This window comes from Streptomyces sp. NPDC051051, from assembly GCF_040682975.1.
In the GTDB taxonomy this organism is placed as follows: Bacteria; Actinomycetota; Actinomycetes; order Streptomycetales; family Streptomycetaceae; genus Streptomyces.
Genome location: NZ_JBFBCB010000007.1, coordinates 112,578 through 138,664, shown reverse-complemented (window position 1 = coordinate 138,664; position 26,087 = coordinate 112,578). Strand labels below are relative to the sequence as shown.

The following is a 26,087-nucleotide window of genomic DNA, read 5'->3' as shown; positions in this document are numbered from 1 at the left end:
GTCCTCCGCCTCCAGTACCCCGTCGACCGGAGCCTGGTGGGTCCGCGCCGCCGGATGTCGGGGACGAGGCCCGCACGGCCCGCCGCCCCAGTCGGCACGGATCCACGCCTACCGGTGCAATGCGGGACGAGCCAGGGGATTTCTCCCTCCTGGCGACGCGAGCGCTTTCCGTGGCGTTCACTGTGAAGTCGAGCCTCGGACGGGGGACAAGTGGGACCTCCCGTGCCGAGCGCCGGGTTGGATGGATAGGGTCCCGAACTAATGGCAGCAGGACGACAGCGGCGCGCGGAAGCCGAGACGTTGACGGCCCGGTTGAAGCACCTGGTGCACCGGGTCCGCACCGGCCTGCGCAGAAGCGCAGTGGACTACTTCCGCGGCGACGGCTCGGACTGGATCGCGCTGGCCGGCCTGCTGCTCACCGTCCCGGTGATCGCGGCCACCACGCTCGCCGACCCGGTCTGGTGCTCACCGGCCGCCCTGGTCCTGCCGATCGTCGCCGGCGGCCTCGTGCTGCGCCCGGCGAGCCTGCTCGGCCTGTACGCGGCGGCGGCCACGGCGCTGATCGTGGAGTCGGTGCAACTCGGCCCGTACACCGAGGGCCCGTCCCGGGTCACGCCGGGCGTCGTGCTGGTCGTCGCCGCCTGCGGTTTCGTCGGCCTGCTCATCGCCCAGTTCCGCAGCCGGGTCGGCGTGCCCTGGCGGCGCGGCGGCACCATGCTCTTCGACCTGCGCGAACGCATCCGGGTGCAGAGCAAGCTGCCGACGCTGCCGCGGGGCTGGCACCGCGAGATGGCGCTGCGGCCGGCCGGCGGCCAGTCGTTCTCCGGCGACTTCGTCGTCGCGGCCCGCACCAACGGCGGCCGCACCATGGAGGTCGTCCTCACGGACGTCTCCGGCAAGGGCATGGACGCGGGTTCGCGGGCCCTGCTGCTGTCCGGCGCCTTCGGCGGTCTGCTCGGCTCCCTGCCCCCGCACGCCTTCCTCCCGGCCGCCAACGGCTACCTCCTCCGCCAGGACTGGGACGAGGGCTTCGCCACCTCCATCCACCTCGTCCTCGACCTCGACTCCGGCGACTACGAGCTGTACTCCGCGGGCCATCCGCCGGGCCTCCAGCTCAGCGCCGGCAGCGGCCGCTGGGAGGAGAAGGCCGCGGAGGGCCCGCTGCTCGGCGTGTACGAGGGCGCCCAGTTCGACCCGGTGAAGGGCTCGCTGCGCCCCGGCGACGTGCTGATGCTGTTCACCGACGGCCTGGTGGAGACCTCCGACCGCGACATCGTCGAGGGCATCGACCGCCTCACCGGCGAGGCCGACCGCTATGTGGCCGGCGGCTTCCAGGGGGCGGCCTGGCACCTGATCGAGGCCGTCGCCAAGGACGTCAACGACGACCGCGCCCTGCTCCTGGTCTGCCGCGAGGGCCCGACGGCCCAGGCGGCCTCGCTGCTGTAGACCCGGGCGGCCGAACTCCGGTAGAAGGGTCTTCATGCTCACCGTCCCCGAGGTCGAGGCCCTCGCCCGCGCGGCCCACGAGGGCCAGACCGACAAGGCGGGCCGCCCCTACGCCGAGCACCTCCAGGCCGTCGCGGAGGGCGTACGGTCCCGGGGCGGCGACCCCGACCAGATCGCGGCGGCCTGGCTGCACGACGCCGTCGAGGACGACGCCCTCTCCGCGGCCTGGCTGCGCGAGGCGGCCCTGAGCGACCGCACGAAGGACATCGTGGCGGCGGTCACCAAGCGGGCGGGGGAGACCCCGGAGGCGTACGCGGAGCGCATCCTCGCCACCCCGGGCGCGCTGCTGGTGAAGGAGTCCGACCTGGCGCACAACGCCGACCCGGCCCGGCTGGCCGCCCTGACCGAGCCGACCCGCACCCGCCTGACCGGGAAGTACGCCCGCATGCGCGCACTCCTCGGCCTGGAGAACGCCCAGGCCTTCCCCGGGACTCCCTGATCCGGCCCGATCCGGCCGGAGGCAGACCCGGAGGCAGACCCTAGGCGTCGACCTTCTCGCGCTCCCGCACCGGCTGTCGCTCCGGGACGCGAGCCTGTTCGGGAGCGGTGGCGTCCCGCTTGAACGCCCAGTCCATCCTCGGCTCCATCACACCCTGGAACGCCCACCGGACGGGCTTGGTGCACAGCAGGGTGACGGCGGCGGCGACGGCCACGGTGACGGCGATCTCGCCGAGCGGCCGGTGCAGCGCGTCGAACTCGAACAGGCCGCGGTAGTCCGCGCCCCTGATCAGGAAGCCGTGCAGCAGATAGCCGTAGAGCGTGCCCGCGCCGAGCGTCGTGAACCACGTCGTGCGCCCCGGCACCCAGGAGAAGAAGCAGGCGGTCAGCAGCAGCGAGCAGCCGAACAGCGCGAGCTGCATGACGGGCCCCACCCACCACGGCACGCCCAGCTCCTGGGCGGAGGCGCGGTGGTAGAGCCACCCGGTGTTCATCCGCGGCACCGCCCACCAGGAGAAGACCAGCGCGAGGGCGGACACCGGCACGGCCGCGATCCGCACCGGCCAGTTGCGCACCATCCGGAAGTGCTCCGGCCGCAGGCACAGGCCCAGCACGAAGTAGGGCAGGAACTGCAGGACGCGCTGGAGGTCGAGGGTGCCGCCGATGCCCGGTGCGGCGGACGCCAGCAGGGCGATGCCCAGAGCCACCGGCAGCGGACGGCGGATCATCCGCCAGATCGGCGTAGTCAGCCGCCAGACGAACAGCGCGCACAGGAACCAGGTCAGGTAGTACGGGTCGAGGAGGGAGACGGGAGTCTCGGTGTCGTGGTCGACGACCCGCTTGAACAGCGGATAGGCGGTCTCGAAGACGACGTACGGCACGACGACACCGGTCACCAGGCGCTTCAGCCGGGCCGGACTGCCGTCGAAGCTCCGCGAGAAGTAGCCGGAGACGACGATGAACGCCGGCATGTGGAACGCGTACACGAACTGGTAGGTGGCTTGAAGTACCCGGCTGTCGCCCTTCAGCGGCTCCCAGGAGTGGCCGATGGCGACCAGCACGATCGCCAGGTACTTGGCGTTGTCGAAGAACGCGTCACGCTGCTTCGCCCGTCTGTCCGGGGACGATCGGTGCTGATCTTTCTCGTTCGCGGTTGAGCTGGGACTCGGCGCGAGAGACGAAGCGGCGTGGAACATCTGAGGCACCCTAGCGTTGTCCGTGGCGGTCCGTAAAACCTTCCTCGTCATCGCGGTCTCATTCCTCGCGATTTCCGACCGGTGCCAACTGCCCACCTACTTCGACGCCTTGTATGTCACGATTCATACCGACTAAAAGGTGCACAACGGGCGGTTGTGGGATGTCCTCGAAGACCGTGTGCCCACAATTCGAATTACCTGCGGGCCAGTTGTGAATTCGTATGCGGACCGCGTCCGTGAATTGCCGTACGGCAAGGCCTCGCGGGCGGTGTGAAGTGATCGGGCGTGCACGGTTGTGACCGAGGATGCGTCAGCGGCCGCATAGGGAGGCCGTGTTGGTGGCACGATGTTCTCTGGCGGGGTGCGCGGGTCGCGTCCCCGGGCCGGGAGTGCGGACCGACCGAGGGTGTGTGATCAGTTGTGGCCATTTCACTGTCAGTGGTGCTGCTGTTGGCGATCGTCCTGGTCGTCCTGATCAGAGGCGGGTCGATCAAGGCGGGCCCCGCCATCGTCGCGATCCTCTTCGGCTTCTTCCTCGCCTCGACGGGCATGGCCCCGTCGATCAACCGCTTCCTCGACTCCCTCGCCGAAACGATCAACTCGATCAGCTTCTAGGGAGGACCGGCGGCTGCCGGGAGAGACCGGCCGCTGCCGACGGGGACCAGCGCCTTCCGCGCCGTTCCCGCGCGAGAGGCGTCGGCGGGAGGCCCGGTCCGGCCCGGGAAAACAGCGGGGGCCGGACGGAAAGGTGACTTCCGACCGGCCCCGGGCCGTACAGAGCGGGCGACGGGAATCGAACCCGCGTAGCTAGTTTGGAAGACTAGGGCTCTACCATTGAGCTACGCCCGCACACGTGGACCGCAGGTCGGTCGACCGCGGTGCCTCAGGCATCGTAGCGGGTCGGCGCCCCTCGTCGCACACCCTCTTCGCGCGCCGCGTCCGGGGCCCGCCGGACCCTCGTGAATGCGGCGGCCGGGCGGCCTGCGGGCATGTACCCTACGTGTCGCACCAGACGGGGTGTGGCGCAGCTTGGTAGCGCGTCCGCTTTGGGAGCGGAAGGCCGTGGGTTCAAATCCCGCCACCCCGACCATCTGCGTCATCCGTGCGCCATCCTGCGCGAGCGCGCAGGCGCCGCACCGGGGGATCGTCTTTTGGGCGGCCGCAGCTGCTGCGGCTACTATGCAGACTGCGCGCCCGTGTGTCCCGGCCCACCGGCCTCGAAATATCCCGGGCGCTGAATCGCCGGACCTGTCAGGTTCCGGCGAAACCCGAGAAGTCAGCCACAAGGAGACCGAACCGTGAAGAGCGCCGTGGAGACCCTGAACCCGACTCGGGTTCGGCTCACTGTCGAGGTGCCCTTCGAGGAGCTCAAGGACAGCCTCGACGCGGCGTACAAGAAGATCAACCAGCAGGTCACGGTGAAGGGCTTCCGCAAGGGCAAGATCCCCGCCCGGATCATCGACCAGCGGTTCGGCCGCGGGGCCGTGCTGGAGGAGGCCGTCAACGACGCGCTTCCGAAGTTCTACACGGAGGCGGTCAACGGGGCCGAGCTGGACGTCCTCGGTCAGCCCGAGGTCGACATCACGGAGCTGAAGGACGGCGAGACGCTGAACTTCACCGCCGAGGTCGACATCCGCCCCGCCCTCGAGCTGCCGGAGGACTTCTCCTCCATCGAGGTCGAGGTCGACGCCGTCGAGGTCAGCGACGAGGACGTGGAGAAGTCCGTCGAGCAGCTCCGTGAGCGCTTCGCCTCGACCTCCCCGGTCGAGCGCGCCGCCGAGGACGGCGACGTCGTCACGGTCGACCTCGAGGCCAAGGTCGACGGCGAGGTCCTGGAGGACGGCGTCGCCGACGGCGTCTCCTACACGATCGGCTCGGGCGAGCTCCTCGAGGGCATCGACGACGCCGTGAAGGGCCTGGAGGCCGGTGGCGAGGCCACCTTCACCTCCGAGCTGAAGGGCGGCTCCGCGGCCGGCAAGGAGGCCGAGGTCACCGTCAAGGTCACCCAGGTCGCCGCCCGCGAACTGCCCGAGCTGGACGACGAGTTCGCGCAGCTCGCCTCCGAGTTCGACACGCTCGAGGAGCTGAGGGTGGACAGCCGCAAGCGCCTCGCGAACATGAAGCAGTACGACCAGGCCACCCAGGCCCAGGAGCGCGTCCTGGAGAAGCTCCTGGAGCTCGTCGAGGTGCCCGTCCCCGAGAAGCTGCTCGAGGACGAGATCAACACCCGCAAGCACAACCTGGAGCACCACCAGCTCGGCCAGATGGGTCTGACCCTCGACAAGTACCTGGAGCTCCAGGGCAAGACCGCCGAGGAGTTCGAGGCCGAGACCCGCGAGGCCGCGGTCAAGGGCATCAAGACCCAGTTCGTCCTCGACGAGCTGGTCAAGCGCGAGAAGCTGAACGTGAACCAGGAGGAGCTGACCGAGCACCTCATGCGCCGCGCCGCCTCCTCCGGCATGTCCCCCGACCAGTTCGCGCAGGCGGTCGTCGAGGGCGGTCAGGTCCCGCTCCTCGTCGGCGAGGTCGCCCGCGGCAAGGCCCTGGCCGTGGTCGTCGAGTCCGCCACGGTGAAGGACACCAACGGCGAGATCGTCGACCTGGACGACGAGGACGAGGCCGCCGAGGGCACCGCGGAGGCCGCCGAGGCCACCGCCGAGTCCGCCGAGGACAAGCCCGAGGCCTGAGCCTCGCACCGCCTCCGACGCGTGCACGACGGGCCCCGGGACACTTCGTCCCGGGGCCCGTCCGTCTGCCCGAGGGGGCGCGAGGCCCTGCCGGGGTGCGGCTCCGCCGTACGGGCGACCGGCGGCGCGCGGCCCGCACCCGCCCACGATCCGCGCGCGACCCCGCCCCCGCCGCCGGTGGCCCGGCTACGCCCCCGGCGAACACTCACCTCTCCGGGATTCTCCGAAGGGACCCGCGCGTTAGGGTCCATGAATACGAGGGCAGGGGAGTCCCCGTTGCCCCCGGCAGTACACGTGAGACGGCCCGGACGCCGTCGACAAGACGAGCAGGTGGATACGTGACGAATCTGATGCCCTCCGCCGCCGGCGAGCCTTCCATCGGTGGTGGCCTCGGCGACCAGGTCTACAACCGGCTGCTCGGCGAGCGGATCATCTTCCTCGGCCAGCCGGTCGACGACGACATCGCCAACAAGATCACCGCACAGCTGCTGCTCCTTGCCGCCGACCCGGACAAGGACATCTTCCTCTACATCAACAGCCCCGGCGGCTCGATCACGGCCGGCATGGCGATCTACGACACCATGCAGTTCATCAAGAACGACGTGGTGACCATCGCGATGGGCCTCGCGGCCTCGATGGGCCAGTTCCTGCTCAGCGCCGGTACGCCCGGCAAGCGCTTCGCGCTGCCGAACGCCGAGATCCTGATCCACCAGCCCTCCGCCGGCCTGGCGGGCTCGGCCTCGGACATCAAGATCCACGCCGAGCGGCTGCTGCACACCAAGCGGCGCATGGCCGAGCTCACGGCCCAGCACACGGGCCAGACCATCGAGCAGATCACCCGGGACTCGGACCGCGACCGCTGGTTCGACGCCTTCGAGGCCAAGGCGTACGGCCTCATCGACGACGTCATCCCCACGGCCGCCGGCATGCCGGGCGGCGGCGGTACCGGGGCGGCCTAGTACGGGCTCGTCACGGCCCGGGGGACCCCGCCGGACACCCGGCGCCCCCGAGGCCGTCGGCGCCCCTCCCAGCCCCCTCCACCCACCGCCCCAGCCCTTTTTCCAGGAGACACCGTGAACGACTTCCCCGGCAGCGGCCTCTACGCCCGCACCGAGGCCGAGTACACCGGCCCCCGCGCCGAGTCCCGCTACGTCATCCCGCGCTTCGTCGAGCGCACCTCCCAGGGCATCCGCGAGTACGACCCGTACGCGAAGCTGTTCGAGGAGCGCGTGATCTTCCTCGGCGTGCAGATCGACGACGCCTCCGCCAACGACGTCATGGCGCAGCTGCTGTGCCTGGAGTCGATGGACCCCGACCGGGACATCTCGATCTACATCAACAGCCCCGGCGGCTCCTTCACGGCGCTGACCGCGATCTACGACACGATGCAGTTCGTGAAGCCCGACGTCCAGACGGTCTGCATGGGCCAGGCGGCCTCCGCCGCCGCGATCCTGCTGGCCGCCGGTACGCCCGGCAAGCGCATGGCGCTGCCGAACGCCCGCGTGCTGATCCACCAGCCGTACAGCGAGACCGGCCGCGGTCAGGTCTCCGACCTGGAGATCGCCGCGAACGAGATCCTGCGGATGCGCGGACAGCTGGAGGAGATGCTGGCCAAGCACTCCACCACGCCGATCGAGAAGATCCGCGAGGACATCGAGCGCGACAAGATCCTCACGGCCGAGGACGCGCTGGCGTACGGCCTGATCGACCAGATCATCTCGACCCGCAAGATGAACAACGCCGACCTGCGCTGACGCGGGCGGAGGAGTATCGTCTGCCGCCCCTTGGCATGGTGTGACACGGTCCACGTGGAAGTGAACCGTGCCAAGGGGGGCCCGAACGTGGGGCCCGGCAAGGTACCGTCGACATAAGGCAGCACCAGGAGACGCTGGACTCGAAAGACGTCCAGTCGTTTCCCAGGCGAAGGGGAAGCACACCGTGGCACGCATCGGTGACGGCGGCGATCTGCTCAAGTGCTCGTTCTGCGGCAAGAGCCAGAAGCAGGTCAAGAAGCTCATCGCAGGGCCCGGTGTGTACATCTGCGACGAGTGCATCGATCTCTGCAACGAGATCATCGAGGAAGAGCTCGCGGAGACGAGCGAGGTCCGCTGGGAGGAACTCCCGAAGCCGCGCGAGATCTACGAGTTCCTCGAGGGCTACGTGGTGGGCCAGGAGCCGGCCAAGAAGGCCCTGTCGGTCGCGGTGTACAACCACTACAAGCGCGTCCAGGCCGGTGAGCACGGCGGCGGCCAAGGCCGTGAGGACGCCATCGAGTTGGCGAAGTCCAACATCCTGCTGCTGGGCCCCACGGGTTCCGGCAAGACCCTTCTCGCGCAGACCCTGGCGCGCATGCTGAACGTGCCGTTCGCGATCGCCGACGCCACGGCGCTCACCGAGGCCGGGTACGTGGGCGAGGACGTCGAGAACATCCTGCTCAAGCTGATCCAGGCCGCGGACTACGACGTCAAGAAGGCCGAGACCGGGATCATCTACATCGATGAGATCGACAAGGTCGCGCGCAAGAGCGAGAACCCCTCGATCACCCGCGACGTCTCGGGCGAAGGCGTCCAGCAGGCCCTGCTGAAGATCCTCGAGGGCACCACGGCCTCGGTCCCGCCGCAGGGCGGCCGCAAGCACCCGCACCAGGAGTTCATCCAGATCGACACGACGAACGTCCTGTTCATCGTGGGCGGTGCCTTCTCGGGTCTGGAGAAGATCATCGAGTCCCGGGCCGGCGCCAAGGGCATCGGCTTCGGCGCGACGATCCGCTCGAAGCGGGAGCTGGAGGCCAAGGACCAGTTCGAGGACGTCATGCCCGAGGACCTGGTCAAGTTCGGCATGATCCCCGAGTTCATCGGCCGCCTCCCCGTGATCACCTCGGTCCACAACCTGGACCGCGAGGCGCTGCTCCAGATCCTCGTCGAGCCGCGCAACGCGCTGGTGAAGCAGTACCAGCGCCTCTTCGAACTCGACGGCGTGGAACTGGACTTCGAGCGTGCGGCCCTGGAGGCCATCGCCGACCAGGCCATCCTGCGCCAGACCGGCGCGCGCGGCCTGCGCGCCATCATGGAGGAGGTCCTCCAGGCGGTCATGTACGAGGTCCCGTCCCGCAAGGACGTGGCCCGCGTGGTCATCACCGCGGACGTCGTCCTCTCCAACGTCAACCCGACCCTGATCCCGCGGGACGTCCGGGGCGGCCGGGGGCCGGGGGAGCAGAAGACGGCGTAGCGAGGGACGGACGAGACGTGCGAAGGGCCCCGGTCGAGCGACCGGGGCCCTTTCGTCGTGTCCGTCGTGCGGCGGGCGCGTCAGGCCTTGACGCGGATCTGCTCCCGCAGCTTCGTGGTGAGGTCGACCGCGGTGTCCTTGCCGACCCCCGTGCCGTTGTTGTCGCCCGGCGAGACCATGGCGACCGTGCTGTAGTCGGCCCAGGCGCAGAACCAGTCGGTCGACTCCTTCTTGGTGAGCGCGTTGGTGCTCTTCGTCGACTGGCACTTGGCGACCGCGCCGTCGATCTCGACCTCCTCCGGCTCACCGACCAGCTCCGCGTTCTGCATGGCGCCGGTGTCGCTGGTGGAGCTGTCCTTGACCTGCTTCTGGATGGAGGCGAAGAACTTGTCCAGGGTCGCCTGCGGGTCGGCGATCTCCCCGTAACCGCCCACCATCGTCATGCCCTTGGCGGTCAGCAGCTCGGACTGGCTGGGCAGCGTGGAGGGGTCCTGGGGGTCGTAGTCGCTGAAGTCGGCGGTCGACCACTGCCCGAGGACCGCCGTGCCGCCCTTGACGCCGCTCTTCTCCATGTCCTTCGCGTTGTCGGAGTCGCTGACCTGGTTGCCCTTGCCGACCCGCTTGTACTCGGCGAGCACCGTCTCCGGCGTCGTCAGCTTGTGGGCGCCGTCGTCCTCCAGGCCGCCCGAGCCCGAGTTGCCCCCGAGGAGGAAGGCCGCGCCCACGCCGAGCGCCACGACCACCGCGACCGCGCCGATGATGATCCCCGTCTTCTTCTTGCCGCCGCCCGGGGGCGGAGGCTGGGGGACGCCGTAGGGGGCCTGGCCGTACGGGGGCTGGCCGTAGGGGGGCTGCTGGCCGTAGGGCGGGGTGGGCGGCTGCTGGCCGTACGGACCGGGCTGCTGGGGCTGCTGGCCGTACGGCGGCGTCTGGGGCGGGGTGGCCTGCGGGGGCTGCTGGGGGTACCCGTAGCCGGGCTGGGGAGCCTGCGGCGGCTGGCCGTACGGGCCGGGCTGGCCGTACGGGCCGGGCTGCTGAGGCTGCTGCCCGCCGTACGGGCCCGGCTGGTTGTAGCTCATGACGGGGTTCCCCTCCAGACGCTTATGCGATTTTCACATCCTGACTCAATCCCGGTGCGGTCACGGCGGCGGGGGCCCCACCGTTACAGAACAAAGGCGTTTCGGGACGGCGCGGTGACACCCCTAAACTGGCCCCGTGACCGACAACGCTCAGCAGCAGCCCCCAGCGCCCACGACCGAACTGCCGACCCAGTACGCGCCGGCCGACGTAGAGGCGCCGCTGTACGAGCGCTGGGTCGAGCGGGGCTACTTCGAGGCCGACGCCAAGAGCGACAAGCCGCCGTTCACCGTCGTCATCCCGCCGCCGAACGTCACGGGCAGCCTGCACCTCGGCCACGCCTTCGAGCACACCCTCATCGACGCCCTGACCCGCCGCAAGCGCATGCAGGGCTTCGAGACGCTGTGGCAGCCCGGCATGGACCACGCCGGCATCGCGACCCAGAACGTCGTCGAGCGCGAGCTGGGCAAGGAGGGCAAGTCGCGGCACGACCTGGGCCGCGAGGCCTTCGTCGAGCGCGTCTGGCAGTGGAAGGGCGAGTCCGGCGGGCAGATCAGCGGCCAGATGAGGCGCCTCGGTGACGGTGTCGCGTGGTCGCGTGAGCGGTTCACCATGGACGAGGGCCTCTCCCAGGCCGTCCAGACCATCTTCAAGCGGCTCTTCGACGACGAGCTGATCTACCGCGCCGAGCGCATCATCAACTGGTGTCCGCGCTGCCTCACCGCCATCTCGGACATCGAGGTCGAGTACCAGGACGACGACGGCGAGCTCGTCTCCATGAAGTACGGCGAGGGCGACGACACCATCGTCGTCGCGACCACCCGCGCCGAGACGATGCTCGGTGACACGGCCGTCGCCGTCCACCCCGAGGACGAGCGGTACCGGCACCTGGTCGGCAAGCTGATCAGGCTGCCGCTGACCGACCGCTCCATCCCCGTCGTCGCCGACGAGCACGTCGACCCCGAGTTCGGCACCGGCGCCGTCAAGGTCACCCCGGCCCACGACCCGAACGACTTCGAGATCGGCCGGCGCCACGGCCTGCCGTCCCTCACGATCATGGACGAGCACGCCGTCATCACGGCCCACGGCCCCTTCCAGGGCCTGGACCGCCTGGAGGCCCGCTCCGCCATCGTCGCCGCGCTGCGCGCCGAGGGCCGGATCGTCGCCGAGAAGCGGCCGTACGTCCACAGCGTCGGCCACTGCTCGCGCTGCAAGACCACCGTCGAGCCCCGCCTGTCGATGCAGTGGTGGGTCAAGGTCGGACCGCTGGCGAAGGCCGCCGGCGACGCCGTCCGCGACGGCCGCGTCAAGATCCACCCGCAGGAGATGGAGAAGCGGTACTTCGACTGGGTCGACAACCTCCACGACTGGTGCATCTCGCGGCAGTTGTGGTGGGGCCACCGCATCCCCGTCTGGTACGGCCCCGACGGCGAGGTCGTCTGCGTCGGCCCCGACGACGAGGCCCCCACCGGCGAGGGCTGGCACCAGGACACCGACGTCCTCGACACCTGGTTCTCCTCCGGCCTGTGGCCGTTCTCCACCCTCGGCTGGCCCGAACAGACCGAGTCGCTCGCGAAGTTCTACCCGAACTCCGTCCTGGTCACCGGCTACGACATCCTCTTCTTCTGGGTCGCCCGGATGATGATGTTCGGCCTGTACGCGATGGACGGCACCCCGCCGTTCCACACCATCGCCCTGCACGGCATGGTCCGCGACCAGTTCGGCAAGAAGATGTCCAAGTCCTTCGGCAACGCGGTCAACCCGCTGGACTGGATGGACAAGTACGGCTCCGACGCGCTGCGCTTCACCCTCGCCCGCGGCGCCAACCCGGGCGTCGACGTGCCCATCGGCGAGGACTGGGTCCAGGGCTCCCGCAACTTCGCCAACAAGATCTGGAACGCCACCCGCTTCGCGCTGATGAACGGCGCGACGGTCGAGGGCCCGCTGCCGGACGCCTCGAGGATGTCGGCGGCCGACCGCTGGATCCTGTCCCGCCTCAACTCGGTGGTCTCCGAAGTCGACGCGTTCTACGACGACTTCCAGTTCGCCAAGCTCTCCGACGCCCTCTTCCACTTCGCGTGGGACGAGGTCTTCGACTGGTACGTCGAGCTGTCCAAGACGACGTTCCAGGCGGGCGGCGAACCGGCCGAGGTCAGCAAGCGCGTCCTCGGCGAGGTCCTCGACGTCACCCTGAAGCTGCTGCACCCGGTCGTCCCGTTCGTCACGGAGACCCTCTGGACGACGCTGACCGGCGGCGAGTCCGTCGTCGTCGCCGACTGGCCGAAGGCCGTGTCCGTTCCCGGCGCCGACGCGCCGGGCGGCTTCCACGACGCCGACGCCGAGCGCGAGATCGAGACGCTCCAGTCGGTCATCACCGAGGTCCGCCGCTTCCGCGCCGACCAGGGGCTCCAGCCCGGCCAGCGGGTCCCGGCCCGCCTGGAGCTGGGCGGCACCGCGCTCGCCCCGCACGAGGCGGCCATCCGCCAGCTGCTGCGGCTCCAGCCGGAGGGCGAGGACTTCTCGGCGACGGCGACCCTGCCGGTCTCGGGCGCCACGGTCGCCCTCGACCTGTCCGGCACGATCGACGTGGCCGCGGAGCGCAAGCGGCTGGCGAAGGACCTGGCCGCCGCCGAGAAGGAGAAGGCCCAGGCCCAGGGCAAGCTCGGCAACGAGGCCTTCCTCGCCAAGGCGCCCGACAAGGTCGTCGACGGGATCCGCGCCCGGCTGGCGAAGGCGGACGAGGACATCGCCCGCATCCAGGCCCAGCTGGACCGGCTGCCGCAGGCGTAGGCGCGCCCGCGCCCCGTGTCCCACAGATGGGCGAAGGCCCCCGGAACGTGCAGCTCCGGGGGCCTTCGCCCACCTTCGTCGGTGGGCGTCCGTAGACTGGCCCCGTGAGCGAGCTCCCCCCCAACGGCAACGACGACGACCAGCCCGATGCCCTCGACTCCTTCGAGGAGATCATCGCGGCCGAGACCGACCGCGACCCGGACCTGGCGGTGATCGAGGCCGGCAGCCGCACCCTGCGCACCCTGGGCGGTCCGCCCGAGCCCGACGTGCCCGCCCGGCCCGCGGACCCCGAGGTCGACAAGGCCCTGCGCGAGGTCGAGGCGGAGCTCGCCACCCGCTGGGGCGAGACCAAGCTGGAGCCGTCCGTCGCCAGGATCGCCGCCCTGATGGACGTCCTGGGCGAACCGCAGCGGGCGTACCCCTCCATCCACATCACGGGGACGAACGGCAAGACCTCCACCGCCCGCATGATCGAGGCGCTCCTCGGCGCCTTCGACCTGCGCACCGGCCGGTACACCTCCCCGCACGTGCAGTCGATCACCGAGCGCGTCAGCCTCGACGGCGCCCCCGTCTCCGCCGAGCGGTTCATCGAGACCTACCACGACATCAAGCCGTACGTGGAGATGGTCGACGCGGCCCAGGAGTACCGGCTGTCCTTCTTCGAGGTGCTCACCGGCATGGCGTACGCCGCCTTCGCCGACGCCCCCGTGGACGTGGCCGTCGTGGAAGTGGGCATGGGCGGTTCCTGGGACGCCACCAACGTGATCGACGGGGACGTCGCCGTCGTCACCCCCATCGACCTCGACCACACCGACCGGCTCGGCGGGACGCCCGCCGAGATCGCCGCGGAGAAGGGCGGGATCATCAAGCAGGGCGCGACCGTGATCCTCGCCCAGCAGCCCGTCGACGCCGCCCAGGTCCTGCTGAAGAAGGCCGTCGAGGTGGACGCCACGGTGGCCCGCGAGGGCCTGGAGTTCGGGGTCGTCGCCCGGCAGGTCGCCGTCGGCGGGCAGATGCTCACCCTGCGCGGCGTCGGCGGCGAGTACCCCGACGTGTACCTCCCGCTGCACGGCCCCTACCAGGCGCACAACGCGGCCGTGGCCCTCGCCGCCGTCGAGGCGTTCTTCGGCGTGGGCGCCCAGCGGCCCGAGCCCCTGGACATCGACACCGTGCGCAAGGCCTTCGCGGCCGTGTCGGCGCCGGGCCGTCTGGAGGTCGTCCGGCGGTCCCCGACCGTCGTGCTCGACGCCGCCCACAACCCGGCCGGCGCCCGCGCCACCGCCGAGGCGGTCGGCGAGGCCTTCGACTTCAGCCGGCTGATCGGCGTGGTCGGGGCCAGCGGCGACAAGAACGTGCGAGGGCTGCTCGAGGCCTTCGAGCCGATCTTCGCCGAGGTCGTCGTCACCCGGAACACCAGCCACCGCGCCATGGACGCGGACGAGCTGGCCGCGATCGCCGTCGAGGTGTTCGGCGAGGAGCGCGTCCAGGTCGAGCCGCGGCTGCCCGACGCCCTGGAGGCGGCGATCACGCTCGCCGAGGAGGAGGGCGAGTTCGCCGGCGGCGGCGTCCTGGTCACCGGTTCCGTCATCACCGTCGGGGAAGCCCGGCTGCTCCTGGGGAAGGGCTGAGGTCCCACACCATGCGTACGCTCTGTTCCTCCACCCTGATCGGCGAGTTCTTCATCATCGGCTTCGCCGGCCTGGTCGCCATGAAGGACGCCGACCTCACCACGTCCACGGTGTGGACGGTGTGCGGCATCGCCATGTTCCTCTGCGTGCTGCTGTGCGGCGTGGTCACCCGGCCCGGGGGAGTCGCTCTCGGCTGGGCCCTCCAGATCGCCCTCGTCCTCAGCGGCTTCGTCGTGCCGATGATGTTCATCCTCGGCGTGCTCTTCGGGGCCCTGTGGTGGGCGTCGGTGCACTACGGACGCAAGATCGACGAGGCGAAGGCGAGGTTCGCCGCGCAGGCCGCCGCCTCCCCCTCGGACACCGCTGACGCTGTGTGACAGGGGCTCGGACACGCCCTGTAATCTCGTCCCACCGCACACCGGCAGCAGAAGGAGCCACCCCGTGAGCCAGCGCACCCTCGTCCTCCTCAAGCCCGACGCCGTCCGTCGTGGCCTGACCGGCGAGATCATCAGCCGTATCGAGCGCAAGGCCGGCTGGCAGATCACCGCGCTGGAACTGCGCACCCTGGACCAGGACACCCTGGAGCAGCACTACGGCGAGCACAAGGGCAAGCCCTTCTACGAGCCGCTGGTGGAGTTCATGTCCTCCGGGCCGGTCGTCGCCCTGATCGTCGAGGGCGAGCGGGTCATCGAGGGCGTGCGCGCCCTGGCCGGCCCGACCGACCCGATCGCCGCCGCGCCGGGCTCCATCCGGGGCGACTTCGGCGTGATCGTCCGCGAGAACCTGATCCACGCCTCCGACTCCGAGGAGTCCGCCGAGCGCGAGGTGAAGATCTTCTTCCCCGGACGCGCCTGACCCGAAGGCGCCTGAGCCGGGAGCGGCCGGACGAAACGAGCGAACCGGGCGGGGGCCGAGCCGCCCGACGGCGCTCCCCGACCCCGCCCGTCGCGGAGGTTTCGGAAATTTTTCTGAGGGCCCGTCACCTCGCCTCGTCGCCTGACCAGGGACGGCCGTACGATTTCGGCCGTCCCTCGGCATATGCGTGCCGATCGGGGGAACGCATGCCCCCGATGGCCCGTCTCCACAAGCGAGGCGCCACGGCATCTGCTGACAATGGCGAAGACCCTCGCGCAGTGTTCGTGCAGGCGCGTCTACGATGTAAGCCTTCACGTCACAGCACCCACCTCGCCGACCTGAAAAGCCCTCACGAGCTCATGGGAAGGCCAGTCGAATCCTGATGGGGAACTCAATGTCGTTCATCGGCCGTGACATGGCTGTCGACCTCGGGACCGCCAACACGCTGGTGTACGTCAGGGGTCGTGGGATCGTACTCAACGAGCCGTCCGTCGTCGCGATCAACACCAACACCGGTGGCATCCTCGCGGTCGGCTCCGAAGCGAAGAAGATGATCGGGCGGACCCCCGGCAACATCGTCGCCGTGCGTCCGCTGAAGGACGGCGTCATCGCCGACTTCGAGATCACCGAGCGGATGCTCCGCTACTTCATCCTGAAGATCCACAAGCGGCGGTATCTGGCCAGGCCGCGGGTCGTCGTCTGTGTGCCCTCGGGCATCACCGGCGTCGAGCGCCGCGCCGTCATCGAGGCGTCGACCCAGGCCGGCGCCCGGCAGGTGCACATCATCGAGGAGCCCATGGCCGCGGCCATCGGCTCGGGCCTGCCGGTCCACGAGGCCACGGGCAACATGGTGGTGGACATCGGCGGCGGCACCACGGAGGTCGCGGTCATCTCGCTCGGCGGCATCGTCACCGCCCAGTCCATCCGCGTCGCGGGCGACGAGCTGGACAACGCGATCATCCAGCACATCAAGAAGGAGTACAGCCTCCTCCTCGGTGAGCGGTCGGCCGAGCAGATCAAGATCACGATCGGTTCGGCGTACGATCTCGACTCCGACGAGCACACCGAAATCCGCGGCCGGGACCTCGTCTCCGGGCTGCCCAAGACCGTCGTCATCTCGGCCGCCGAAGTGCGCAAGGCGATCGAGGAACCCGTCAACGCGATCGTCGACGCCGTGAAGACCACCCTCGACAAGTGCCCGCCGGAGCTGTCCGGCGACATCATGGACCGCGGAATCGTTCTGACCGGCGGCGGAGCCCTGCTGCGCGGGCTGGACGAGCGGCTGCGCCGGGAGACGGGCATGCCCATCCACATCGCCGAGGACCCGCTGGACAGCGTGGCGCTCGGATCCGGCAAGTGCGTCGAGGAGTTCGAGGCGCTCCAGCAGGTTCTGGACGCGGCGCCGCGCAGATGACGTAACGCTTCGATTCCGCCGTACGGGATGATCGCCTCTCGTGCGGCGGATCGTTGATATCGAGGCATAAGATCCTCAAGAGCCCCCAAGCACCCCATACCGCATCCCCGGATTCTGCCGGGGCCGAGCGAAATCCCGCATTCCCGCATTCCTATGAGGAAGGGCACGGCCGCCGCACGTGAGGGACACACGAGAGAGCCGGCTGCTCCTGGTGCTGCTGATCGCCGTCGCGTTCGCGCTGATCACGGTGGACATCCGCGGCGGAGAGGACTCCCCGGTCGACGGTGCCCGGCAGGCCGCGGCCGCGGCCTTCGGCCCGGTCGAGGACGGGGTGGCGTCGGCGGTGGACCCCGTCGGCGACGCCGTCTCCGCCGTACGCGACTCGGGCGAGCGCCACGACCGGCTCGCCGCGCTGGAGAAGGAGAACGCCGCCCTCAAGGCGAAACTCGGCAGCGACGACCGCAACCGCAGTCGGCTGGCGCAGCTCGACAAGATCCTCAAGACCGCCGGCGCCGGCCGGTACGGCATCAAGGGCGCCGAGGTCATCGCGATCGGAGCGGCCCAGGGCTTCTCCTGGACCGTCACCATCGACGTCGGCGCCAACGACGGCATCAGGCGCGACATGACGGTCCTGAACGGCGACGGACTGGTCGGGCGGGTCACCACCGTCGGACCGGACACCGCCACCGTCCTGCTCGCCAGCGACCCCGACTTCACCGTCGGCACGCGCATGGAGGCCTCCGACGAACTGGGCTTCGCCTCCGGGCAGGGCGACCGCCCGCTGCGCGTCGAACTCCTCAACGGCAAGGCCGAGGTGCGCAAGGGCGACCGTCTGGTCACCTTCGGCTCGCAGGCCGACAAGCCGTTCGTACCCGGCGTGCCGGTCGGCGTGGTCTCCCGCGTCGATCCGTCCGGCGGCGACCTCACCCGCACCCTCTACGTCACGCCGTACGTCAGCTTCACCAAGCTCGACATCGTCGGCGTCGTCGTCGAGGCCCCGAAGAAGGACCCGCGCGACACCGTGCTGCCCACCAAGCCCAAGCCGGTCCCCACGCCGACGGTGACCGTCACGGTGACCCCGAACGCGAACGCACCCGTCGAAGGCCAGGAAGAGCAGTAGGAGCTGACTACCCCATGCGCGTCAACCGGATCCTGCTCTCCGTCCCGCTGATCGTCGTCGCCCTGGTGATCCAGGTGAGCGTCCTCGCCCGCCTGCACCTCCCCGGCGCGGTCCCCGACCTGCTCCTCCTCACCGTCCTGGGCCTCGCCCTGGTCTACGGCCATGTCGGCGGCGCCCTCATCGGCTTCGGCGCCGGACTGCTCGCCGACCTCGCCCCGCCCGCCGACCACGCCGCCGGCCGCTACGCCCTCGTGCTGTGCGTCATCGGCTACCTGGCCGGGCTCGTCAAACCGGAGAACGGCCGCATCAAGTCGGCCACCGGCCCGATGCTCGTCGTGGTCGCCGCCGCGATCGGCTCCACCCTGCTCTACGCCGGTGTCGGCGCCCTCGTCGGCGACACCGCCGCCCGCCACGTCGGTCTCACCGGCCTGCTGTTCTCGGCGGCCCTGTACGACCTGCTGCTCGCCCCCTTCGTCGTGCCGGGCGTGATGTTCCTGGCCCGGCGCGCGGACAACGACCCGCTCGCCGAGACCAACGCCGCCGCCAAGACGCCCGACATCTCCTCCGGGTGGCTCTCCTCCGGCACCGGCCTGCGGATCGGCGGCCAGCGCGGCGGCCTGAAGATGAAGGCGGCCCGCTCCCGGACGGCCCGTGCCGGGCGCATCAAGGGGGTCAAGAGGCTGTGATCGCGGGGGAGTCGAGGACGGGTGACGCGGAAGACGGTGCCGGCCGCGTCCCGTGCGCGGGAGACGCCCGCGGGTTCACCCGAACGGGGGCGCCGCGGCGGAACGGGGCCTCACAGGCGGATCGTTCATCATGCGTACGCACACCCACCGGCACACGCACACCCACATCCACAGGCACTCGCATCCGGGCACACACGTCCGCGCACTGAGAGGGGGAGACCGCCGCAGTGACCAACATTCCCGAGACCGGGAGGACCCCACGGGTCCAGATCCGGCTCGTCGTGATCCAGATCCTCGTCCTCTCCCTCCTCGGCACCCTCGGCGGCCGACTGTGGTATCTCCAGATCCGTGAGGGCGCGGAGTACGCCAAGGAGGCCTCCGGCAACCACGTCCAGCAGGTCGTCGAGCCCGCCGTGCGCGGCTCCATCCTGGACGCGCGAGGGGTCCCCCTCGCGGACAACGAGACACGGCTCGTCGTCTCCGCCTCCCGTACCGAACTGCTGAAGCAGAAGGACGACGGCAAGGCCGTCCTGGCCAAGCTCGCCGACGTCCTCGGCATGACCGCCGAGGACGTCACGCTGAAGGTCCGGCTGTGCGACGCGGAGACCCCCCAGCCCTGTTGGAACGGCTCGCCCTACCAGCCCATCCCCATCACCGACGAGGCCACGCCCAGGCAGGCCCTCCAGATCCGCGAGCGCGCCGAGGACTTCCCCGGCATCACCGCCGAGCCCGAGGCCGTGCGCCGCTACGCGAGCCCCGGCGCGGCCAACACCGCCCAGGTCCTCGGCTACCTCTCCCCGGTCACCGACGAGGAGATCACCAAGGCCCAGGACACCGACTCGCCCTTCCTGCGCTCCGACCAGGTCGGCCGGTCCGGGCTGGAGCGTCAGTACGACAAGGAACTGCGCGGCAAGGCCGGCGTCACCCGCTACGAGGTCGACAACCTCGGCCGGGTCATCGGCGAGGCCGAGGCCGACCCGGCACAGCCCGGCTCCAACCTCGTCACCAGCATCGACGCCCGCGTCCAGCGAGTCGCCGAGTACGAGCTGAACGAGGCGATGAAGGAAGCCCGCAAGCAGTTCGACAAGAACACCGGCGAGAACTACAAGGCCGACGCGGGCGCGGTCGTGGTGATGGAGGCCAAGACCGGCCGCGTGGTCGCCATGGCGTCCAACCCGAACTACGACCCGAACGCCTGGGTGGGCGGGATCTCCGCCAAGGACTACAAGAAGCTCACCGGGAAATCCTCCAACTACCCGCTGCTCAACCGGGCCATACAGGGTCAGGCGGCCCCCGGCTCGATCTTCAAGGTGGTCTCCACGGCCGCCGCGGTCCAGGCGGGCTACGAGTTCGACGGACGGTACAACTGCTCCAGCTCGTACTCGGTCGGCGGTCAGGTCTTCAAGAACTTCGAGTCCCAGAACCACGGCCCGATCACCCTCGGCCGTGCCCTGGAGGTCTCCTGCGACACCGTCTTCTACTCCCTCGCCCACCAGCAGTGGCAGAAGGACGGCGGCATCGACCCCAAGGGCAAGCCGAAGGACTACTTCTACAAGACCGCCCACCAGTTCGGCCTCGGCAAGGAGACCGGCATCGACCTCCCCAACGAGGTCAGCGGCCGCGTCCCCGACCGCCAGTGGAAGCAGTCCTACTGGGACGCCAACAAGGCCGGCTGGTGCAAGACCGGCAAGAAGGACGGCAGTTACGTCGAGAAGATCGCGTACGAGAACTGCCTCGAGGGCAACAAGATGCGCGCCGGTGACGAGATCAACTACTCCATCGGTCAGGGCGACACCCTGGTGACCCCCATTCAGATGGCCACCATCTACGCGGCCATCGCCAACGGCGGCACCCTGTACGACCCGACGGTCGGCAAGGCCGTCGTCAGCCCCGACGGCAAGACGGTCCAGGAGATCGAGCCGCAGGCGCACGGCAAACTGCCCGTCAGCAAGCAGACCCTGGCCCAGATGGACGAGGCCCTCGCCGGCGTGGCCACCCGCGGCACGGCGGCCTGGCGCTTCGGCGGCTGGCCGCAGGACAAGATCGAGATGCATGCCAAGACCGGCACCGCCGAGGTCTACGGCAAGCAGACGACGTCCTGGTTCGCCACGTACACCAAGGACTACTCGATCGTGATGACGATCTCCCAGGGTGGTACGGGTTCCGGTGCCTCCGGCCCGGCCGTGCGGAACATATACGACGCCCTGTACGGCGTCTCCGACGACGGCGTGATCAACAAGAAGAACGCGCTGCTGCCCACCCCGCAGAAGACCCTGCCGAAGATCAAGACGGACGGCACGATCGCGTCCCCGAAGATCTCCAAGGACCCGGCGAAGGAGCAGCAGACCTACCAGAAGGCCACCGGGACCGGCACGCCCGCCCCGGACGCCACGCAGCAGGGAGCGACCACCGCCTCACCCGAGGCCACCAACCGTGACACGCGGCGGCGAGGACGCCGGCGAGGAAGCCGGAGGAAGTGCACATGACCGGCGCGAACGGCTTCTCCGTCTCCGGGTACGGGCCCGAACGGGCCGGCTGGACGCGGCTCCTCGCCCGCGACTCGCTGGCGCGGCGCCTGGACTGGCCGATACTGCTGGCGGCGATCGCGCTGTCGCTGATCGGCTCCCTGCTGGTGTACTCGGCGACCCGCAACCGCACCGAGATCAACCAGGGCGACCCGTACTTCTTCCTGCTGCGGCACCTGCTGAACACCGGCATCGGGCTCGCCCTGATGATCGGCACGGTCTGGCTCGGCCACCGCACGCTGCGCAACGCCGTACCGGTCCTGTACGGCCTGTCGGTCCTGCTGATCCTGCTGGTGCTCACCCCGCTCGGCTCCACCGTCAACGGCGCGCACTCCTGGATCCAGCTCGGCGGCGGCTTCTCGCTCCAGCCCTCGGAGTTCGTGAAGATCACGATCATCCTGGGCATGGCCATGCTGCTGGCGGCCCGGGTCGACGCCGGCGACAAGCTCTACCCCGACCACCGCACGGTGCTCCAGGCCCTCGGCCTGGCCGCCGTACCGATGCTGGTCGTCATGCTGATGCCCGACCTCGGGTCGGTCATGGTCATGGTCATCATCGTGCTGGGCGTGCTGCTGGCCTCAGGCGCCTCCAACCGGTGGGTCTTCGGGCTGCTCGGCGCGGGCGCCGCCGGTGCGCTCGCCGTCTGGCAGCTGCACATCCTGGACGACTACCAGATCGCCCGCTTCGCGGCCTTCGCCAACCCCAGCCTCGACCCCGCGGGTGTCGGCTACAACACCAACCAGGCGCGCATCGCCATCGGTTCGGGCGGCCTGACCGGGTCCGGACTGTTCGAGGGATCGCAGACGACCGGCCAGTTCGTGCCCGAACAGCAGACGGACTTCGTGTTCACGGTCGCGGGCGAGGAACTGGGCTTCGTCGGCGGCGGCCTCATCATCGTGCTGCTCGGCGTCGTCCTGTGGCGGGCCTGCCGCATCGCCCGTGAGACGACCGAGCTGTACGGCACGATCGTCGCCGCCGGGATAGTCGCCTGGTTCGCCTTCCAGTCCTTCGAGAACATCGGCATGACCCTCGGCATCATGCCGGTCACCGGCCTGCCCCTGCCGTTCGTGTCCTACGGCGGCACGTCGATGTTCGCGGTGTGGGTGGCGGTCGGACTGTTGCAGTCGATCCGGGTCCAGCGGCCCATGTCGGCCTGAGCGGCCCGCACACCACGGCACTCGCCGCGCCCCGCGCGCGGAGGAAGTCGAGCCCGGTCGGCCCTGCCGTCCCGGGCTCGACTGCCACTAGATTCGGGTCATGACGGAGACGAAACGCGAGGTCGAGCGCAAGTACGAATCCGATGACGACGGGCTGCCCGATCTGACGGGCGTCGCCGGGGTCGCCGCCGTCCTCGACAAGGGCGTCACCGAACTGGACGCCACCTACTACGACACCGCCGACGCGCGCCTCTCCGCCGCCTCCCTCACCCTGCGGCGCCGCACCGGCGGCTCCGACGCGGGCTGGCACCTGAAGTTCCCCGTCGCCCCCGGCGTCCGCGACGAGATCCGGGCACCGCTGTCCGACACCCTCCCGCGCGCCCTCGCCGGCCTGGTCCGCTCCCGCGTGCGGGACGCCGAGCTGGCACCGGTCGTCCGGCTCCGCTCCGCCCGCGACGTCCGCGAACTGCTCGACGCGGAGGGCCGGCTGCTCGCCGAGGTCAGCGCGGACGCGGTGCGCGCCGACCGGCTGACCGAGGACGGCGGCTCCGCCCGGTGGACCGAGATCGAGGTGGAACTCGCCGACGGCGGCGACCCGGACTTCCTCGACGAGGTGGAGAAACGGCTCCGCACGGCGGGCGTACGGCCGTCCGGGGCGGCGTCGAAGCTGGCGCGCGCACTGGCGGAGACGAAACCGCGACGGAAGAAGGACGGGAAACCGAGGCGGAAGCCGCAGGCCGGCGAGAGGCGCGCCGCCGAGAAGACCGCTTCCGGCGCCGCGGCGACCGCCGGGGACCACGTCCTGGCGTACCTGCGCACCCAGCGGGACGCGATCGTCGCACTGGATCCGGCCGTCCGCCGGGAGCTGCCCGACTCCGTGCACGGCATGCGCGTCGCCACCCGACGGATGCGCAGCGCCTTCCGCTCCCACGCCAAGGTCCTCGACCGCACCGTCACCGACCCGGTCGGCGAGGAACTGAAGTGGCTCGCCGGGGAACTGGGCGTGGACCGCGACCAGGAGGTGCTCACCGACCGGCTGACGGCCGCCCTGGACGCACTGCCGCGCCCGCTGGTCGTCGGCCCCGTCCGCAACCGGCTCCGCACCTGGGCGCGGGCCGGCAGCAACGGCTCACGCCGGCGCCTGATCGCCGTACTGGACGGCGCGCGGTATCTGGCGCTGCTGGACACCCTGGACCGGCTGCTCGACGAACCGCCCCTGCTGCCGACCGCCGCGGGCACCCCGGAGAAGGCGCTCGCCAAGGCCGTGCGCAAGGACTTCGCACAGGTCGCCGCCCTGGTCGAGAGGGCACTCGCACAGCCGCCGGGCGCCGGCCGGGACCTGGCCCTGCACGAGGCCCGCAAGAAGGCCAAGCGGACCCGCTACTGCGCCGAGACCGCCGCGCCCGCGCTCGACGGGCCCGCCGCCGACCTGGTCCGTCACATGAAGTCCCTCCAGGGACTGCTCGGCGACCACCAGGACAGCGTGATGGCCCGAGAGGCCCTGCGCGACCTCGCCGCCCAGGCGCACGCGGCGGGGGAGAGCGCCTTCACCTACGGACTGCTCCACGGCCGGGAGGAACGGCGGGCCGAACTGGCGGAGGCGGCGCTGCCACGGGCGTGGGAGACGATCGGCGCGGCGGCGGTCTGAGGCACCGGGCCCTTCCGGCGTTCGGGGACGCCTCGTGAGCGGGTTAGGCTAGATGGTCACCCTCCCCCAGCCCCTCCGGCCGGGGGTGCCCCCCAGCCAGCTCACGAAGGTAACCTCGCGATGTCTGTCGAGTCGGTCTTCCCGCAGCTCGAAGCTCTGCTCCCGCACGTGCAGAAGCCGATCCAGTACGTCGGCGGCGAACTCAACTCCACGGTCAAGCCCTGGGAGTCCTGCGACGTCCGCTGGGCGCTGATGTACCCGGACGCCTACGAGGTCGGGCTCCCCAACCAGGGCGTCATGATCCTCTACGAGGTCCTCAACGAGCAGGAGGGCGTCCTCGCCGAGCGCACGTACAGCGTGTGGCCGGACCTGGAGGCCCTGATGCGCGAGCACCGCGTCCCGCAGTTCACCGTGGACAGCCACCGCCCGGTGAAGGCCTTCGACGTGTTCGGCCTGTCCTTCTCCACCGAGCTGGGCTACACGAACATGCTGACCGCGCTGGACCTGGCGGGCATCCCGCTGGAGGCCCGGGACCGCGGTCTCGACGACCCGATCGTGCTGGCCGGCGGTCACGCGGCCTTCAACCCCGAGCCGATCGCCGACTTCATCGACGCGGCGGTCATCGGCGACGGCGAGCAGGCCGTGCTCGACATGACGAGGATCATCCGGGAGTGGAAGGCCGAGGGCCGGCCGGGCGGCCGCGAGGAGGTCCTCCTGCGCCTGGCGAAGACCGGCGGCGTGTACATCCCGCGTTTCTACGACGTCGAGTACCTGCCGGACGGCCGCATCGCCCGCGTCGTGCCCAACCGGTCCGGCGTTCCGTGGCGGGTGTCGAAGCACACGGTCATGGACCTCGACGAGTGGCCGTACCCGAAGCAGCCCCTCGTCCCGCTCGCCGAGACGGTGCACGAGCGGATGTCGGTGGAGATCTTCCGCGGCTGCACCCGCGGCTGCCGCTTCTGCCAGGCCGGCATGATCACCCGCCCGGTCCGTGAGCGCTCCATCACCGGCATCGGCGAGATGGTGGAGAAGGGCCTGAAGGCGACGGGCTTCGAGGAGGTCGGCCTGCTGTCGCTGTCCTCCGCGGACCACAGCGAGATCGGCGACGTCGCCAAGGGCCTCGCCGACCGCTACGAGGAAGACAAGATCGGCCTCTCCCTGCCCTCGACCCGCGTGGACGCCTTCAACGTCGACCTGGCCAACGAGCTGACGCGCAACGGCCGCCGGTCCGGCCTCACCTTCGCCCCCGAGGGCGGCTCCGAGCGCATGCGCAAGGTCATCAACAAGATGGTCTCGGAAGAGGACCTGATCCGCACCGTCGCCACCGCGTACGGCAACGGCTGGCGCCAGGTGAAGCTGTACTTCATGTGCGGTCTGCCGACGGAGACCGACGAGGACGTCCTGCAGATCGCCGACATGGCGACCCGCGTCATCCAGAAGGGCCGCGAGGTCTCCGGCGCCAACGACATCCGCTGCACGGTCTCCATCGGCGGGTTCGTGCCCAAGCCGCACACCCCGTTCCAGTGGGCGCCGCAGCTCTCCGCCGAGGAGACGGACGCCCGCCTGGAGAAGCTCCGCGACAAGATCCGCGGCGACAAGAAGTACGGCCGCTCCATCGGCTTCCGCTACCACGACGGCAAGCCCGGCATCGTCGAGGGCCTGCTGTCCCGCGGCGACCGCCGCATCGGCGCCGTCATCCGCGCCGTCTACGAGGACGGCGGCCGCTTCGACGGCTGGCGCGAACACTTCTCCTACGACCGCTGGATGAGCTGCGCCGACAAGGCCCTGGCCCCCTTCGGCGTGGACGTCGACTGGTACACCACCCGTGAGCGCGGCTACGAGGAGGTCCTGCCCTGGGACCACCTGGACTCCGGCCTCGACAAGGACTGGCTCTGGGAGGACTGGCAGGACGCCCTCGACGAGACGGAGGTCGAGGACTGCCGCTGGACGCCGTGCTTCGACTGCGGTGTGTGCCCCCAGTTCGACACATGGCCACAAACGGGCCCGACCGGCAAGAAGCTGCTGCCGCTGGAGGTCAAGAAGTCGGCTCCGACCAGCTGAAACGGGGGGCTGAGGGGTGGATGAGCCGCTGCGACGCATCGCCGAGGCTGTGGCGGACGTCACAGAGGAAG

Annotated in this window: 20 protein-coding genes and 2 tRNA genes; 19 read left to right on the top strand and 3 right to left on the bottom strand. The window is 70.2% G+C overall.

What is annotated here, in order from left to right; all coding sequences use genetic code 11:
- Window positions 1-261: 261 nt before the first annotated feature.
- On the top strand, window positions 262-1,446 hold the full coding sequence (locus AB0N31_RS08105) for a PP2C family protein-serine/threonine phosphatase (protein WP_366057543.1): 1,185 nt from the start codon (window positions 262-264) through the stop codon (window positions 1,444-1,446).
- Between the two features lie 34 nt (window positions 1,447-1,480).
- Window positions 1,481-1,945: an HD domain-containing protein gene (locus AB0N31_RS08100; protein ID WP_366057542.1), complete on the top strand. Its 465-nt coding sequence runs from the start codon at window positions 1,481-1,483 to the stop codon at window positions 1,943-1,945.
- A 40-nt stretch (window positions 1,946-1,985) separates the two neighbouring features.
- Here AB0N31_RS08100 and AB0N31_RS08095 read toward each other — a convergent pair whose 3' ends face one another.
- Window positions 1,986-3,140, bottom strand: a complete 1,155-nt coding sequence (locus AB0N31_RS08095; RefSeq protein ID WP_366057541.1) for an acyltransferase family protein — start codon at window positions 3,138-3,140, stop codon at window positions 1,986-1,988.
- A gap of 420 nt (window positions 3,141-3,560) precedes the next feature.
- Between AB0N31_RS08095 and AB0N31_RS08090 the strand changes: the two genes are divergently transcribed.
- Window positions 3,561-3,755: a hypothetical protein gene (locus AB0N31_RS08090; protein WP_086773337.1), complete on the top strand. Its 195-nt coding sequence runs from the start codon at window positions 3,561-3,563 to the stop codon at window positions 3,753-3,755.
- A 163-nt stretch (window positions 3,756-3,918) separates the two neighbouring features.
- Here AB0N31_RS08090 and AB0N31_RS08085 read toward each other — a convergent pair.
- Window positions 3,919-3,989 (bottom strand) — tRNA-Gly (locus AB0N31_RS08085).
- A gap of 164 nt (window positions 3,990-4,153) precedes the next feature.
- Here AB0N31_RS08085 and AB0N31_RS08080 point away from each other — a divergent pair.
- From AB0N31_RS08080 to clpX, 5 genes are all read left to right on the top strand, one after another.
- Window positions 4,154-4,230: transfer RNA gene (locus AB0N31_RS08080), tRNA-Pro, on the top strand.
- Between the two features lie 208 nt (window positions 4,231-4,438).
- Complete coding sequence (gene tig / locus AB0N31_RS08075) at window positions 4,439-5,827, top strand: trigger factor (protein WP_366057540.1); 1,389 nt, start codon at window positions 4,439-4,441, stop codon at window positions 5,825-5,827.
- 350 nt (window positions 5,828-6,177) lie between these two features.
- Window positions 6,178-6,786: an ATP-dependent Clp protease proteolytic subunit gene (locus AB0N31_RS08070; protein ID WP_366057618.1), complete on the top strand. Its 609-nt coding sequence runs from the start codon at window positions 6,178-6,180 to the stop codon at window positions 6,784-6,786.
- Window positions 6,787-6,900: 114 nt separating this feature from the next.
- Complete coding sequence (locus tag AB0N31_RS08065) at window positions 6,901-7,581, top strand: ATP-dependent Clp protease proteolytic subunit (RefSeq protein WP_366057539.1); 681 nt, start codon at window positions 6,901-6,903, stop codon at window positions 7,579-7,581.
- Between the two features lie 184 nt (window positions 7,582-7,765).
- Window positions 7,766-9,055 (top strand): ATP-dependent Clp protease ATP-binding subunit ClpX, encoded by a 1,290-nt coding sequence (clpX, locus tag AB0N31_RS08060; protein WP_366057538.1) that lies wholly within the window; start codon window positions 7,766-7,768, stop codon window positions 9,053-9,055.
- Between the two features lie 80 nt (window positions 9,056-9,135).
- On the opposite strand, the gene AB0N31_RS08055 is transcribed toward clpX, so the two are convergent.
- A complete protein-coding gene (locus AB0N31_RS08055) occupies window positions 9,136-10,134 on the bottom strand; it encodes a hypothetical protein (protein WP_366057537.1) in 999 nt (332 codons plus the stop codon).
- Window positions 10,135-10,270: 136 nt separating this feature from the next.
- Between AB0N31_RS08055 and AB0N31_RS08050 the strand changes: the two genes are divergently transcribed.
- From AB0N31_RS08050 to AB0N31_RS08000, 11 genes are all read left to right on the top strand, one after another.
- A complete protein-coding gene (locus AB0N31_RS08050) occupies window positions 10,271-12,922 on the top strand; it encodes a valine--tRNA ligase (RefSeq protein WP_366057536.1) in 2,652 nt (883 codons plus the stop codon).
- Window positions 12,923-13,026: 104 nt separating this feature from the next.
- Window positions 13,027-14,550, top strand: coding sequence for a folylpolyglutamate synthase/dihydrofolate synthase family protein (locus AB0N31_RS08045; protein ID WP_366057535.1), 1,524 nt, complete (start codon window positions 13,027-13,029; stop codon window positions 14,548-14,550).
- An 11-nt stretch (window positions 14,551-14,561) separates the two neighbouring features.
- Window positions 14,562-14,927: a DUF4233 domain-containing protein gene (locus AB0N31_RS08040; RefSeq protein WP_366057534.1), complete on the top strand. Its 366-nt coding sequence runs from the start codon at window positions 14,562-14,564 to the stop codon at window positions 14,925-14,927.
- Window positions 14,928-14,991: 64 nt separating this feature from the next.
- Complete coding sequence (ndk, locus tag AB0N31_RS08035) at window positions 14,992-15,405, top strand: nucleoside-diphosphate kinase (protein WP_363088256.1); 414 nt, start codon at window positions 14,992-14,994, stop codon at window positions 15,403-15,405.
- A 394-nt stretch (window positions 15,406-15,799) separates the two neighbouring features.
- The gene (locus tag AB0N31_RS08030) at window positions 15,800-16,819 is read left to right on the top strand and encodes a rod shape-determining protein (protein ID WP_366057533.1); all 1,020 of its coding nucleotides are present in this window, start codon (window positions 15,800-15,802) and stop codon (window positions 16,817-16,819) included.
- Window positions 16,820-16,997: 178 nt separating this feature from the next.
- On the top strand, window positions 16,998-17,939 hold the full coding sequence (mreC, locus tag AB0N31_RS08025; protein ID WP_366057532.1) for a rod shape-determining protein MreC: 942 nt from the start codon (window positions 16,998-17,000) through the stop codon (window positions 17,937-17,939).
- A 14-nt stretch (window positions 17,940-17,953) separates the two neighbouring features.
- Window positions 17,954-18,625 (top strand): rod shape-determining protein MreD, encoded by a 672-nt coding sequence (gene mreD / locus AB0N31_RS08020; protein WP_366057530.1) that lies wholly within the window; start codon window positions 17,954-17,956, stop codon window positions 18,623-18,625.
- A gap of 227 nt (window positions 18,626-18,852) precedes the next feature.
- Window positions 18,853-21,111, top strand: coding sequence for a penicillin-binding protein 2 (gene mrdA, locus AB0N31_RS08015; RefSeq protein WP_366057529.1), 2,259 nt, complete (start codon window positions 18,853-18,855; stop codon window positions 21,109-21,111).
- Window positions 21,108-22,307 carry a rod shape-determining protein RodA gene (gene rodA / locus AB0N31_RS08010; protein ID WP_366057528.1) on the top strand — a complete coding sequence of 400 codons (1,200 nt, stop codon included), beginning with the start codon at window positions 21,108-21,110 and terminating at the stop codon, window positions 22,305-22,307. The genes mrdA and rodA overlap by 4 nt, the downstream gene beginning before the upstream one ends.
- 100 nt (window positions 22,308-22,407) lie before the next feature.
- Window positions 22,408-23,955, top strand: coding sequence for a CYTH and CHAD domain-containing protein (locus AB0N31_RS08005; RefSeq protein WP_366057527.1), 1,548 nt, complete (start codon window positions 22,408-22,410; stop codon window positions 23,953-23,955).
- Window positions 23,956-24,075: 120 nt separating this feature from the next.
- On the top strand, window positions 24,076-26,016 hold the full coding sequence (locus AB0N31_RS08000; protein ID WP_366057526.1) for a TIGR03960 family B12-binding radical SAM protein: 1,941 nt from the start codon (window positions 24,076-24,078) through the stop codon (window positions 26,014-26,016).
- Window positions 26,017-26,087 lie beyond the last annotated feature (71 nt).

Bases quoted from the DNA above. Each gene is read 5' to 3' on its own strand.
- rodA (WP_366057528.1), top strand. From the start codon at position 21,108: ATGACCGGCGCGAACGGCTTCTCCGTCTCCGGGTACGGGCCCGAACGG.
- AB0N31_RS08055 (WP_366057537.1), bottom strand. From the start codon at position 10,134: ATGAGCTACAACCAGCCGGGCCCGTACGGCGGGCAGCAGCCTCAGCAG.
- AB0N31_RS08100 (WP_366057542.1), top strand. From the start codon at position 1,481: ATGCTCACCGTCCCCGAGGTCGAGGCCCTCGCCCGCGCGGCCCACGAG.
- AB0N31_RS08105 (WP_366057543.1), top strand. From the start codon at position 262: ATGGCAGCAGGACGACAGCGGCGCGCGGAAGCCGAGACGTTGACGGCC.
- mreD (WP_366057530.1), top strand. From the start codon at position 17,954: ATGCGCGTCAACCGGATCCTGCTCTCCGTCCCGCTGATCGTCGTCGCC.
- AB0N31_RS08000 (WP_366057526.1), top strand. From the start codon at position 24,076: ATGTCTGTCGAGTCGGTCTTCCCGCAGCTCGAAGCTCTGCTCCCGCAC.
- AB0N31_RS08040 (WP_366057534.1), top strand. From the start codon at position 14,562: ATGCGTACGCTCTGTTCCTCCACCCTGATCGGCGAGTTCTTCATCATC.
- AB0N31_RS08070 (WP_366057618.1), top strand. From the start codon at position 6,178: ATGCCCTCCGCCGCCGGCGAGCCTTCCATCGGTGGTGGCCTCGGCGAC.
- AB0N31_RS08030 (WP_366057533.1), top strand. From the start codon at position 15,800: ATGTCGTTCATCGGCCGTGACATGGCTGTCGACCTCGGGACCGCCAAC.
- AB0N31_RS08095 (WP_366057541.1), bottom strand. From the start codon at position 3,140: ATGTTCCACGCCGCTTCGTCTCTCGCGCCGAGTCCCAGCTCAACCGCG.
- AB0N31_RS08005 (WP_366057527.1), top strand. From the start codon at position 22,408: ATGACGGAGACGAAACGCGAGGTCGAGCGCAAGTACGAATCCGATGAC.